Below are 13,146 nucleotides of genomic sequence, written 5' to 3' on the forward strand. Positions count from 1 at the left end.
CCTTTGTGGTATTGTCTGCTGACTGCCTTTGTAGTAACTTTCATTTCCTTCCTGTATTTATTGCGCTTCTTCGCGTCCTCCTTTTGCTGCCACCTGTATCTGCCTTCCGTATTACCCTTTGAAACACCCTATGGCAGAACCTTTAAAACATGGGTATGAAGTTATTACTGCTCGTCATGGGAGTAAGCCTGGGCATGGTGGTCAGGGCATCGGATGATCCCAACATTCCCTTTACCATTGGTTGCCGGCACAATAGCGCTCAAAGCAAAGTCATCCAGGACCTCGCACTGATCCTTCGCCAGGAAAATCATCTATTTGAAACCGGGATCGACAGTGTGGCCTTTTACCCGCAAAAAATGGTGGGTTATCTTATCAGCGGCCAAACCATTCCGCTCGATTATTATATCAGGGACCTCTCGCCGCTTTCCGATTCGGTATACCTGATGCGCTTATATGAACGCGGTCGACTGGAGCCTTATCTGATCGAACTGCCTGGCGGTGATTATAATGAATTGTACCAAAAGTTTTCGGAACTGCTGGCTATCCGGTTGCAGCAAACCAGTCCGGAGGAGGTGCTCGGTTACCTGGGTACGCTGGGGGACCATGAAGTTACGACCAGTTACTACCTGCAAGGCCTGCATGGTTACCTGACCCATGATTACGAACAGTCGATCAGGTGGCTCGATAGTGCCATCAGCCTTAACCCGCAACACCACCGGGCATGGTTCATCAAAGCCCTGTGCTACAAACAAACCCATCAATACGAGCGCTACAAGGAGTGTATCGAGAAAGCTTTGCAGGAGCATCCGCAGAACGGCGGATACCAGATCGAGCTGGGCAACTATTACCTGCGGAACGGTCAGCTCAACCAGGCGATCGCCTACTACCGGCGTATGGAAAATAGTCCCCGGTATGCTGACCTCGCCTGCTGGAATCTCTACATTGCCTACACACGCCTCGGCGATCAGTCGGCCGCTGTGCAATACCTTGGTAAGATCAATTCCACATCGCGGTTCTACATCGATGCCCAGGCGCGCATAGAGCAGGCAAATTCTACGCGACGGATGTTGAAACTGCTATTCTACATCGTCGTGCCGGCCATAGCGATTGGCGGCTGCATTCTTGTGTTGAGGAATGTATTGAAGAGAAAGGAAAGTCTGGCGGATCAGAAAATACAGGTAGCCGTATCTGTCGTGTCGTTGCTGATCGTTGTACTGGAACTCTTATTCAAGTTCATCTAAGAAAAAAAGTAACTACAAACCTGTAAGCCGGATTCTGTTCCCCACCATAGGTGGAGTGGTTATCATTTATCTAGGCCTGGCATTACTGACAGGCTCGTGCTGCCTACCCACCCAACGGACCCGGTGAAGGGATCGGGCGAGCAGCCCTCGACCGTTGGTATACATGGCATTTCAGCATGCAAGGTTTACCCCTGCCGTACATTACTGCACAACACCGTAGGCTCTTACCCTACGTTTTCACCATCACCCTCCGTAGCCCTGGCGAAGGCGTGGGCCCACGCCAGGGTTACGAACGAAGCCGCCGGAGGCCGGAAGCTGAAGGCTGTTATTCTCTGTGGCACTGTCTGTTTCGCGAAGGGCCGAAGCCCTTTTACGAACCCGGCTCTTCACCGGTACATTGCTCTGCGCTGTCCGGACTTTCCTCCCCTTCGCCGGCCCGTGCAGGCACGAATCGGACGAAGAAGCGATAACCCGGTTTGTAGTTGCCGCAAAGGTACGATTTTCGGCGGGGATAGGTGGGCCCTATCGCTATAAAGACGGGGGCAATCCATTCAACAGCTATTGAACAGCAACATGTTCCAGTTGCCGGCAGCTAAACGTCAGCAATTGAATGGTGCTGTTAAGCGGCCCTATACTACAGTCTGGCGGAATGAGTATAGCTTCGCGACGGTGCCCCCTTACATTAGCAACAAAATACAATCGATGCGCACAGTTGTACTCCTGATCGTTTTTGTGATCGCCAATAGGGTTTGCCAGGCGCAGCCCACCAGCGAGGTGACGAAAGCTGAATTGTCTTTTGCCCGGACAGCCCGTGAGCAGGGACCCAAAATGGCTTTTCTGCAATATGCCGATAGCCAGGGTGTAGTGTTTGCCGGCGGCAAGCCACGCAATGCCCTCAAAAGCTGGAAGGCATTGCCCGATCAGTCTTTTACGTTGTGGTGGCACCCCGCTTTTGCCGGCATTGCTGCGTCTGGTGATTTCGGGTTTACCACTGGGCCCTTCTATTGGCGCGCCGCTGCCCCCGACACCGCTACTTCGTTCGGTCATTACAGTACGGTTTGGTACAAAAACGCTGCCGGACAGTGGAAGTTTCTCGCAGATATCGGGATCAATTATGCTACCTCGCTCTACGAACAGCAAACCTTGCAGGAACTGCCCGGATCACAGCTGACTGCCGCCCCGACGGTTTCCCCTCGTTCGTTGGTGGATACGATTGCCCTGATGCCTGAACAGGACTTTATCGACCACTACCGGCGCGAAGGCATACTTGCTTTCGGGGCTGTTACCACGCCTGCCACCTGGTTCAACCTGGAAGGAGTCCATCCTGTTACCAAGGTGCAGGATGTAGCGGCGGCGCTGCGCCGTGTACCGGCCGGACTGCATTTTACGCCCCTTGCTGCCGGCATGGCCGCCAGCCGCGATATGGCGTATGTGTATGGAACTGTTACGCACAACAACAAAACCGAGAACTACCTGCGGGTATGGGGCCATACCCCGGCAGGCTGGAAGCTGCTATTGCAAGTACTGAAATGGTAATACCGATGTGATAAAAAGTAGGGGGCGCATCACGTGCCGTGATGCGCCCCCTGGTATGATGAGCCGTTGACGACGGAGTTCGTTTAGTACTGGAAATAGATTTCCGTGGCTCCGTAGCCGTAGGCCGGGTGGTACTTATTGAAAAAGCTTTTCACCCCTTTCTTGTATTTGAGTATTTCGTGGATCTCGTCACGCAGTTTACCGCTACCCACGCCATGGATGGCGATGAAAGCCGGCTTGTGGTGCAGGATGGCCAGGTCGAGGTATTTCTCGAAAGTCCGCAACTGCAGGTCGAGCTTTTCATAGTTGTCGAGCGTCTCGTGGTCGATGGCCAGCTTTTCGATGTGCAGGTCAATTTCGTTCTTAGCCGGCTCGAGGTGTTGGCGTGTATGCGCCGCGTCATAGATCTTGAAACCCTTGGCACCAAGTATACTCACGTCGATACCCGGATCTTCCACCTTGGGCGGATAGGTATCGAACAATTTGTATGAGAAGGTAGCTTCCCCTTTCCGTTTGAGTTCTTCGATGCGGGCAAAGACCTGCTTGGCTTTCAGCTTGAGGGACGCCTCGAAGTAATCGGCCTTGTTCTTGTCGGGTTTCTCGAGGGAGAAATCGAACGCAAAGGTCGGACTGTCGTTGAGGTTCTCAAACGGCACGTCGTGGATGTAGAAATCTTCAAAAGGACGTACCTGGTTGACCAGGTCGAAATGGGATTCGCCCTGGTAGTTCAGTTTGTACGTGAACTTATACCCATCATTGGTACGGTTCACCAGGTGCACTTTCAGGTCGTCGACTACGTCGTCGCCAAATTCGTCGGGCACCAGTATGGGAATGAAGGTGAGCCATACCCCATCTACCGTCCGGTCTTTCAAAGGTTTCTTCTCACGTGGAATATCGTCGATGAATTTCTTGGGTTTGTTGTCTTTCTTTTCAGGCACCACTTTTTTGGCGCTGAACTGCTTGAAATAGGGAAAATCCAGCTGGTCGGTGTAAGCGGGAAACTTTACGCCACGTACTTCGACCATCACCATTTTCTCATTGATTATGTCCACTACTTCTCCATCGTCGTTGGAATGCAGCACTACTACTTTATCTCCTATCTGGAATTTCATGGTGCAAAATTATACAATTCGCGGAAATACGGGAGCAGATCAGTGGCACTGTATGGGCGAGGGCCGGCGGCAAGGCTTTCCGGGAGGGTCGACCTTATTGGAACCACTGCAATTCCCGCTGCATATTGGCGCGGGCGGTATCGGTGTATTGCTGGTGAAACCAGGGGGTATGAAAGATACGGTCTGCCTGCAGGGTATGCTGGAGGAAGCCGCGGCGACCGGGGTTGTACATCAGGTCGGGATAGAGGCGGTATTCCTTGCGCACCTGGCGGGCGTAGACCTCGTACTGCTCCCAGGGGGTGCCGAGGATGGCCATGTCAAAGTCGAGGAACCAGGCCAGGTCGCTGGCATAAGGAGCCGTTGGCGTCACCTGGTGCTTGTGGGTGGCCTTTATCAGCTCCCTGACGACCTGTATCTTATCGGCGGTAACGCAGAGGGTAGCCAGGCGCTTATCGGCCATATCCGCGCTGCGTGCTTCATTGTCTTTGCGGAATACGTTGTACACGACATCGTGGTAAAAGATCGCGAAAACGACACAGTCCCAATGCTGCAATTGGTCGCGGTGTTGGGTAGCCAGCTGCAGCAGCTGACCGATGTGCTGCAGGTTGTGGTAATGGCGTGCGGTACCGGTATAGCGCCTGCGGATCTCATCAAACGAAATGGCGATCACATCCTGGCTGTCGGTATAGTTTGCGCAGCACGCGTTCCATATTGCTTCCATTGTCTGCAATTCCATGCTATCAGGCATTTGCCAACTTACTCTTTCTAAAACCGTACATGAAGTAAATAGTCAGTCCGATCGCCATCCAGATGATGAATACGATCCAGTTGCGGAGGTGGATCTCCGTCATCAGGTAAAAGCAACTCAGCATGCCCATTACGGGAATGAAGGAGAGCTTCTTCCTGAATGTTTGTACCGCCAGCACAATGGCTACGATCAGGAACACATAAAAGGGAATATAGGCCTTCCAGTATTCGAACCCACGGCTGAAGTCGAAGCGCTCCTGGATGGGTCCCCACAGGCCGATGAAGGTGGCCAATACAATGACAGGAATAATCCACTGTCCATTGATATAGGGCAGTTTGAATCGCTTGTTGGTGGTGATCTCTTCCTGGGGCAGCGTCAGCACACCGCCACAAACCAAGATGAAGGCAAACAGGGTGCCGATACTGGTGAGGTCGGTAACGATGGTCAGGTTGAGGAACAGGGAAGGTACGCCTACCAGGATGCCCGTCAGGATGGTGGCGAATGAAGGTGTATTGAATTTGGGGTGGATCTTGCTGAAGCGCTTGGGCAGCAGGCCGTCGCGGCTCATGCTCATCCAGATACGGGGCTGGCCCATCTGGAACACCAGCAAGACGCTGGCTGTGGCGATGACGGCACTGACCGAGATCAGGTAACTTACTTTTTCGAGGCCTACGCTTTTGAACACAAAGGCCAGGGGATCATCGACCTTGAGGCTGGTAAAGGGTACCATGCCGGTCAATACGAGCGCGATCAGGATGTACAGAATAGTACAAATGATCAGCGAGTAGATCATACCCCGTGGCAGGTCATGCTGGGGGTTGCGACATTCTTCGGCCGTGGTGGATACAGCATCGAAACCGATGTACGCAAAGAATACCGCCGACACGCCTTTCAGTACGCCGTCGAATCCATTGGGCAGGAAGGGGCTCCAGTTGGCAGGTTCTACGTAGAAGAAACCAGCTACGATCACGAAAATGATGACGGCGATCTTGAGCCCCACCATGAGGTTGGTGGTGCGTTTACTTTCCTGGATACCCATGTAGACGATCCAGGTGATGAGTACCACGATCAGGAAGGCGGGCAGGTTCATGATCACGGGTATGCCTGCTATATGCGGGGCAGCAGCGACTACTTCCAGACTGGCGCTGTCGTAGTTGTTGATGAGCCATTCGGGGAGGTGTACACCGATACCCGCCAGTAAATTATGGAAATAACCGCTCCAGCTGATGGCGACGGCGATGTTACCAATTCCGTATTCCAGGATCAATGACCAGCCGATGATCCAGGCGACCACTTCTCCAAAAGACACGTAAGCATAGGTATAGGCGCTGCCCGATACGGGGATGCGCGAAGCGAATTCAGCATAACAGAGCGCTGAAAATCCGCAGGTGATGGCTGTAATGATAAAGAGGATGACGACGCCGGGACCACCATCGAAAGAGGCCTGGCCGATGGTGGAGAAGATACCCGCGCCGATGACGGCAGCGATCCCCATTGCTGTGAGGTCTTTTACCCGCAGGGCTCGTTTAAGGCCGGTATGCGAATGTCCATCTCCTAATCCCGCATTGTATTCCTTGGTCAGTAATTCCAGTGACTTTTTCCGGAACAACGAGTTTGCCATGCTGATCGTGGGTTTAAGGGGCGGAAATTAGCAAAAAAACATGAAAAGGTGACCATTAATCAGGTTAAAGGATACGGCACGCCAGGACATACCCGAAAGGAATAATATATTGGATAATTGTCATTACACTGATACGGTCGCTTCCTCTTCGACCTCTCCCGCTATCACATACAGGGCATTGGCTGAAAACCGGACCATCACGGTCGTACCTTCATTGGACAGGATCTCGATATGCCCCCTGATCTCCCGGGTAAGCCCCTTCATCAGTTCCAGGCCCAGCGAATTGTTGGACTGACCCGTGAGGTGCAGCCCTACCCCTACCCCATTGTCTGCAATGCTCAACACTATCTCCTCGTCTACCCGCCGCATGGCAATATCGATCGTTCCCCTTTTGCCATCAGGGAAGGCGTATTTGATGGCATTGGTGACTGCCTCGTTCACGATCAGGGCTACCGGGATGGCCACAGATAGGTCGAGCGAGATAGGATCGACTTCCAGGTTGTACTGGATCTTATTGTTCTCTCCAAAGCTTTCCCGGAGGTACCACATGAACTCGGGCAGGTACTGGCTCATGTTGATCGTCTTCACATTTTCTACCTGGTACAGCTTCTGGTGTATCAGCGACATGGCATAGATGCGGTGCTGACTGCTTTCGATGGCCCGCAGGGCGTCGTCCTGCAGGTAGATGGCTTGTGATTCGAGCAGGCTGATGATGGTTTGCAGGTTGTTCTTGACACGGTGGTGTACTTCGCGCAACAGCCATTCTTTTTCCCGCACCAGGTGTTGCAACTGATCGTTTTGTGAAGTCACCATTTGGTTGGCCAGTCGCTTCTGGCGGTATTGACGGTAAAACAGCACCGCCAGCAGGAGGAATACCACGGTAGCCACAATGCTGATGTTGCGTGTTATTTTGGTTTGCTGCAGATTGGCCCGTTGCAGGCGGTCAATTTTCTGCAAGCCATCAATCTGCTCATCCCGCTGCCGGATCGTGATTTCCTTTTTCTCGGTCTCATTCTGCACCTGTAGCTGGTGAAACTGTCGCGCCTTCACCACATCGGTGAGCGAATCATTGAGCAAGTTGTATTGCCGGTAATGGCCCAGGGCCGACTGAAAGTTGCCCGCGGCCGAATCTACCTGGTAGCGCACCCAATACTGGTCACGGCGCAACCGGGCCGACACGACGCGGTAACCTGAAAAAGCATCGCGCCTACCCGCAGTGGCGATATAGGGTGCGGCTTCCGCAAAACGCTTTTGATCTACATAAAAGCGGGCTATCCGGGTGTACGCTTCGGCTCCCGATATACCAAAGGGCATGGAAAACATTTCACGTGCCTTGTATTGCTGGGATTCTTTATCGAGCCTGATCATATTCAGGTAATGCTGCTCCGCCAGGGCTGGTTTGTTCATCGCCACATAAATATCACCACGGGCTGCAGCCAACGACTCCCTGCTGTAGGGATCTTGCGGAGGATAATCTTTTTCAAATGACTCGATATAGGCAAGCGCCTTTTCCGGTTGGCCAAGATCAATGTACTGCTCCGCTGCCTTCCTGGCTACAAAGGCATGCAAATCACCATATATATTATCTTTCACCTGCTGAAAATAAGATAAGGCTTTCTCTGGTTGTCCATCGGCTGCATAGATAAAACCGGTCAGCGCGAGATCTGGCGCCATGATGGCCTGATCAAGCTCTTCGAGATTCTTTTCGGCAAACAAGGCCCATTTGAGCGCTTCTTCCAACTGGCCAGTCGAGTAGCAGAGCCAGGCGAGTATCCGCGCATCTACGTGTAAATTTTTGCTTCCGATCGCTTTGCGCAATTCGATCACCTGCAGGAACATGGCCCTGGCAGTATCGAAATGGGAGTGCGACATGTTGATGAAGGCGATGTCTTCCAGCACAGAATAGAGGTTGGCAGTATCCTTTAACTGTTGGTATAGTTTAAAAGCCGTACCATGGGCCCACATCTGCGCCTCGAAGGTAGTATCGGTATCGGGCATGTATTTTCCCATCTCGGACCAGATATGCGCCTCTTTCGACAGTTCCTTCGATTGTTGCAGGTCGTGGATAATCTCCAGAAAGGCGTTTTTACCTCTTTCCAATTGATCGGAAGAATAGTAGTACTTGGCCAGCGCGATGAGGCTTTCATGTTTCCAATGTACGGAACCGGTGGCCTGGGCATTTTGCAGTGCCTTATTGAAGTAGACCTGGGCCGAGTCGAGCGCGGGCTTTTTAAGACCGGGTTGATACAGGAACCCCTCCCCCAATAAGATGAAGATGCGTGATCGCTGTTCCGGACTCACGAGCAACAGCAGCGCACGGGCCTGGTCATTCTTCCCTTGTTTAATGTATACTTTACCAAGCAGGTTTGCGCTTTCGTGGATACCATAGGGGTATTTCAATTTACGGGACAATTCCATGCTGTGGTTGCAGTAGGCTAACACGCTGTCGTAATTCCGCTCTTGGGAATGTCGCCAATGGTAGTCTGCCAGGGCGAGTAGGGTCTTCACGCGGGGGGTATCCAGCCTGGTGCTGTCCAGCTTTTGCAACAAGGCCAGCTTTTGCTTTGAAGGAGGCTTTTCGTTGCCCTGTTGCGCCGACGCCATGTAGCCCATGAGCACCAGGGCGATGACCAGATGGTAGTATATTTTCATTGCCGGGAGGTTATAGCTGCCGTGTTCGTTTCTCCCGGCAAAATTAGGATAACACGCCGGAATAGCGGGTCGCGTAGCTACCCACCACAGGCATTTTGTTGTCTATTTCGTTACTGTGGGCCGCAATTGGGCGCGGTTGTCGATGATCCGGCCGTTGTGCCCCTGGCCTAATATTCCCGTTGTACCAGGAAATGTGCGAGGTTGGTCAGCGTGTCCTTGCGACCAGTTACCACGGTGATATTGTCTAAATGCTGGAAGGCGCTGTTGAGGTATTTATCTTTGAGGTCGAAGGCCCATTTATCGACGCCGCAGGCGCGGTAGAGGTCCAGCACGCGCTGTACCTTATCGGCAGGATTCTCCTGCAGGAGGCGTTTCAATTCCTGCTGCTGGTCGGGTGAGCAGGATTCCAGGGCCTTGATCATGAGGAAGGTTTTCTTGTTGGCCACGATGTCGCCGCCTACCTGTTTGCCAAATTTGGCGGGATCGCCGAAGCAATCGAGGTAGTCGTCCTGTATCTGGAAGGCGATGCCCAGCTCTTTACCGAAGGCGTAGAGTTCATCCTGGTTGCCTTTGGAGGCGCCGCCGAGGATGGCGCCCAGCTGCAGGCTGGCTGCCAGGAGCACGGAGGTTTTCAGCTCGATCATGTGGATGTATTCGTCGAGCTGGACGGCCTCCTGCTTTTCGAAATCCATGTCGAGTTGCTGTCCTTCGCACACTTCTTTGGCGGTTTTGTTGAAGAGGTGCAGGATCTTGTGAAAATGCTCGGACCGTACTTTGTTGAGGTGTTCGTAGGCCGCAACGAGCATGACATCGCCGGCGAGCAGGGCCGTCGGTTCGTCGTATTTGGCATGTACGGTGGGCATGTTGCGCCGCAGGGGCGCTTTGTCCATGATATCGTCGTGAATGAGCGTAAAGTTGTGGAAGAGCTCGATGGCGGTAGCGATATGCCATGCATCTGGCACGATGTCGTCGAAGATCTCGTTGCCCATGAGGCAGAGCACCGGGCGCACACGTTTGCCGCCCAGACTCAGAAAGTACTCATTGGGATCGTACAACGAGGCTGGCTGTGCCGGGAAATGGCGAACGCTGAATTTCTGTGCGAACTCTTTTGATAACTCTTCGAATGAATGCATGGTCAATGGGTATGGGGTGCAAGATAGGGCGAAATGGGCATTAATCACCTGCGCGCCAGCGCATTGGTACAAATCGGTGCAGGGCTGGTAAAATGATGCGGTTATTTTATGGAATGGGCAAGGTTTTGGGCTATCTTCATGGCACACGCCCAATACCTGTCTATTCATGCGCCAACGCCTACTTTTCACTTTCTCCATTTCGATCAAACCCGCCATGGGATTAATTATGCCGACGCGCATCAACATAAACCCGCTTCCAGCCTGCATTTAAGGGTCACTGACATGGGGTTGACATGGAGTTGACCTGGGGTTGACCTGGGGTTGACTAGCGGTAGCTACCTGACAGCCATACTACAGCTACGGAGCAGTTATGGAGAAGCTATTAAGGACCAATTGGTGAGCCTACCCGCGGGCATGCCATCCATCCCTTTTCTGAACTTTTACGGGCATCGGCAGGGTGCAGGCATGCATTAGCGGCAATTTGCAACCATTACGCATTTCGCCAGGCGCACTTATTCCGGCCCCGCAATCGGCCCGCCACGAGGCGCTAATGAGCCAGCAGCCACCTTCCTCCATCCAGATTATCATCCTATCTATCCCATACCTTTGACTACCCTGCCCAACCATCCCCCCTACCCGCCCTGGCTACCAGACCAACACTGTCCGAAAATGCTCTACACATAGCACTGACTCCCTCTGTACATGGTCTATTTTCCCTATAGCGCAGTGCTATGTGTAGACGATGTGCAGACAGTACGCAGAACATATCCAGGCAACAGGCAGGCAGGTGGGCTACCAGCCATGGGGACCTTTCAGGCTATAGCCCATGCAGTCCTTCGATGAGCACAGCAAGACCGATGTTAACCCAGAAGCTCCCGTCGCAACAGGCCCCGGACAAAGGCGCAGCGACACCCGCCCAGTGCGGTCGGCAGCATGTAGGTTTGTACCACGATTTCATTCACCCAAAAACATGCTATGTATGCCTACGAACGATCAGAAAATAGCCACCTGCCTATGGTTTGATGGACAAGCGGAGGCTGCCATCGATTTCTACAGTGCTGTATTCAAAGAAAACCTACAACGGGGAGATATTCTTCGCTGGGGAGATGGTGGTCCCGGCGTGAAAGGGTCGGTGCTCACTGCCGGCTTTTACCTCTTTGGCCAGGAATTCGTTTGTCTCAACGGAGGACCGCAATTCAGGTTCAACGAATCTGTTTCTCTGTACATCAAATGTAAAGACCAGGCCGAAGTGGATTACTACTGGCAAAAGCTTGGTGAAGGTGGCAAAGAGAGCATGTGCGGTTGGATACAGGACAAATTCGGTTTCTGGTGGCAGGTGGTACCGGAATCTATGTTAAAGATGCTCACCAGTAAAGATCAAAAGAAGATCGACAGTGCCATGAAGGCCATGATGACGATGCGCAAGCTCGACAAGGCAAAGTTGGAAGCGGCTTACCAGGCCGGTTAGGTTTCAATCATTTGCTTTAGCTTACAAATTATCAATAACGATGGGCCGCCGGGAACGGCGACCCATCTTTCATTAGCGACCAGTTATTCAACTCAGCAATGGCCGTAATGTCTGTTCTGTATCGTTACACCCATTGTACAGCCAGAAAAAGTTTAGCCTATTTATCCATTTACCAATTTGGCACTGAATTTTCCTTTGGCGGTTGTCACCGCCTTGAAGTTGTTGTAACTCGCCTGTTCCACACTAAAGGTTCCCTCTACCCGACCATTCCCCAGCTTCGTGATGGTAATACCTCCGGCGCTTGGCAGCAGTTCACCATCCGGATTCGGCATATACATACTCACATATCCTGTTGCCGTGGTGTTATAATGCCAGGTGGTTTTATTCTTCAGGTCGAATCCATGCGTACCTAAACCACCGACCCATTTGATCGCGAAATAACCACCGCCTTCATCTTCCGGGTTAGCAAGAAAATACTGATCGCCCTGCCGCACGCAAGGTGTTGCCGGAAATATCACTGGTGCACCACCATGCAGGCTCATTTCGATCCAGCTGTCGCCGATCAATGAGATCGTCGATAGCAGCAGGTATTTGCCCTGAGCCGGACCATTCAATTCCAGTTGGATGGTTGCCGACCTATTGTTCGTGATCGTTGCGGGCGCCTGGTATTCCACCACATTGCCGGTTGTGTTATTCAGATTACCCGGACCTGTTAGTTTCCAGCCTTTGATGTATTTCGCCGGCAGGGGTACTGGCTCTCCCACCGGATACGGGTTACCCCGGGGCGGTAAGGGCTGCAACAGGTCATCGAGGCAATGACAGGGATTGGGTACCGCATTGTATAGCAGCGCCTTCACCGTTTGTTTCGTTCCTTCTCCCAGCGATGCACTCACCGGGTTGAGGCTTACCCGCTCCATCAACGCCCAATCGCTAAAATGGCTGGTTTGTATTTTCACGGTCTTCGTCACCGTATCGACAATACCACCTCCGGGCATTTGCCAGACACCTGCTGCGTCCTGGTACGAGAGCCCGGCGGAAATAGGAAAGGTCAGCGAATCTTTAAATGCCGTATAGACATATTCAAGGGTAACCGGTTTGGCAAATTGTTTGCCATGGGGCGTCAGGCGGAAAGCACGGCCCTTCCCGGCCACATTGGTATTCGTAATCGTTTGTACACCGAAGTAAGTGTCGCTGCTCACGGCGCCTGCCGGTACAATGATCCGGAAAGTGTTATCCGGACTGCTTACCGTACCGCCCTGCGGACCGATCATCCGGTTCACGGCAGGATCCAGGGCTTCTCCTACCGGTGTCTTTTTGGGAACAATGATGACCAGGTCGTCCGGTTGCTTCGCCGGATCTTTCTTACAGGCTGTTCCCATCACCAGCAGGCACCATGCACCCAGTGCTGCCTGCATCATACGATTGTTGCTTGCTTTCATGGCTATGTATTGTGCCTGCAAGATGTCATAAAGCAAGGTGAACGTCGGCCCCAGGCGGGTTGAACTGGTCGAATACTTTACCGAGTTCTAAAAAATGCCGACTGAAGTAAATGCTTCCGCACCTTTCGATAGCCCATACCGGCAGGTGAACGCTCCCTTTCTGCAGTTGGTCGGCTTTAACAGGTGATACTTTGTT

At 52.6% G+C, this 13,146-nt stretch carries 9 protein-coding genes and 1 other RNA gene; 3 read left to right on the forward strand and 7 right to left on the reverse strand.

Annotated elements, in window-relative coordinates; all coding sequences use genetic code 11:
• The first annotated feature begins 155 nt into the window (after window positions 1-155).
• Entirely contained in the window at window positions 156-1,241 is a 1,086-nt protein-coding gene (locus P2W70_RS33415) for a tetratricopeptide repeat protein (protein WP_276485965.1), read from the forward strand.
• Between the two features lie 7 nt (window positions 1,242-1,248).
• Here the strand turns inward: P2W70_RS33415 and rnpB are convergent.
• An RNA gene (gene rnpB / locus P2W70_RS33420) (RNase P RNA component class A) lies at window positions 1,249-1,724 on the reverse strand.
• Between the two features lie 219 nt (window positions 1,725-1,943).
• Here rnpB and P2W70_RS33425 point away from each other — a divergent pair.
• The gene (locus P2W70_RS33425) at window positions 1,944-2,777 is read left to right on the forward strand and encodes a Cif family virulence factor (protein ID WP_276485966.1); all 834 of its coding nucleotides are present in this window, start codon (window positions 1,944-1,946) and stop codon (window positions 2,775-2,777) included.
• Window positions 2,778-2,860: 83 nt separating this feature from the next.
• Here P2W70_RS33425 and P2W70_RS33430 read toward each other — a convergent pair whose 3' ends face one another.
• The 5 genes from P2W70_RS33430 to P2W70_RS33450 all read right to left on the reverse strand — a co-directional run bounded on the left by P2W70_RS33430 (window position 2,861) and on the right by P2W70_RS33450 (window position 10,043).
• Window positions 2,861-3,889 carry a Smr/MutS family protein gene (locus P2W70_RS33430; RefSeq protein WP_276485967.1) on the reverse strand — a complete coding sequence of 343 codons (1,029 nt, stop codon included), beginning with the start codon at window positions 3,887-3,889 and terminating at the stop codon, window positions 2,861-2,863.
• 94 nt (window positions 3,890-3,983) lie between these two features.
• Complete coding sequence (locus tag P2W70_RS33435) at window positions 3,984-4,625, reverse strand: HD domain-containing protein (protein ID WP_276485968.1); 642 nt, start codon at window positions 4,623-4,625, stop codon at window positions 3,984-3,986.
• Between the two features lie 4 nt (window positions 4,626-4,629).
• Complete coding sequence (locus P2W70_RS33440; protein ID WP_276485969.1) at window positions 4,630-6,258, reverse strand: amino acid permease; 1,629 nt, start codon at window positions 6,256-6,258, stop codon at window positions 4,630-4,632.
• Between the two features lie 123 nt (window positions 6,259-6,381).
• Complete coding sequence (locus P2W70_RS33445) at window positions 6,382-8,910, reverse strand: tetratricopeptide repeat-containing sensor histidine kinase (RefSeq protein ID WP_276485970.1); 2,529 nt, start codon at window positions 8,908-8,910, stop codon at window positions 6,382-6,384.
• A 167-nt stretch (window positions 8,911-9,077) separates the two neighbouring features.
• A complete protein-coding gene (locus P2W70_RS33450; RefSeq protein WP_276485971.1) occupies window positions 9,078-10,043 on the reverse strand; it encodes a polyprenyl synthetase family protein in 966 nt (321 codons plus the stop codon).
• A 979-nt stretch (window positions 10,044-11,022) separates the two neighbouring features.
• Between P2W70_RS33450 and P2W70_RS33455 the strand changes: the two genes are divergently transcribed.
• Complete coding sequence (locus tag P2W70_RS33455) at window positions 11,023-11,511, forward strand: VOC family protein (RefSeq protein WP_276485972.1); 489 nt, start codon at window positions 11,023-11,025, stop codon at window positions 11,509-11,511.
• A 161-nt stretch (window positions 11,512-11,672) separates the two neighbouring features.
• Here the strand turns inward: P2W70_RS33455 and P2W70_RS33460 are convergent, their stop codons facing one another.
• On the reverse strand, window positions 11,673-12,950 hold the full coding sequence (locus tag P2W70_RS33460) for a hypothetical protein (RefSeq protein WP_276485973.1): 1,278 nt from the start codon (window positions 12,948-12,950) through the stop codon (window positions 11,673-11,675).
• Window positions 12,951-13,146 lie beyond the last annotated feature (196 nt).

It is taken from the genome of Paraflavitalea pollutisoli (assembly GCF_029360705.1).
GTDB classification, from domain to species: domain Bacteria; phylum Bacteroidota; class Bacteroidia; order Chitinophagales; family Chitinophagaceae; genus Paraflavitalea; species Paraflavitalea pollutisoli.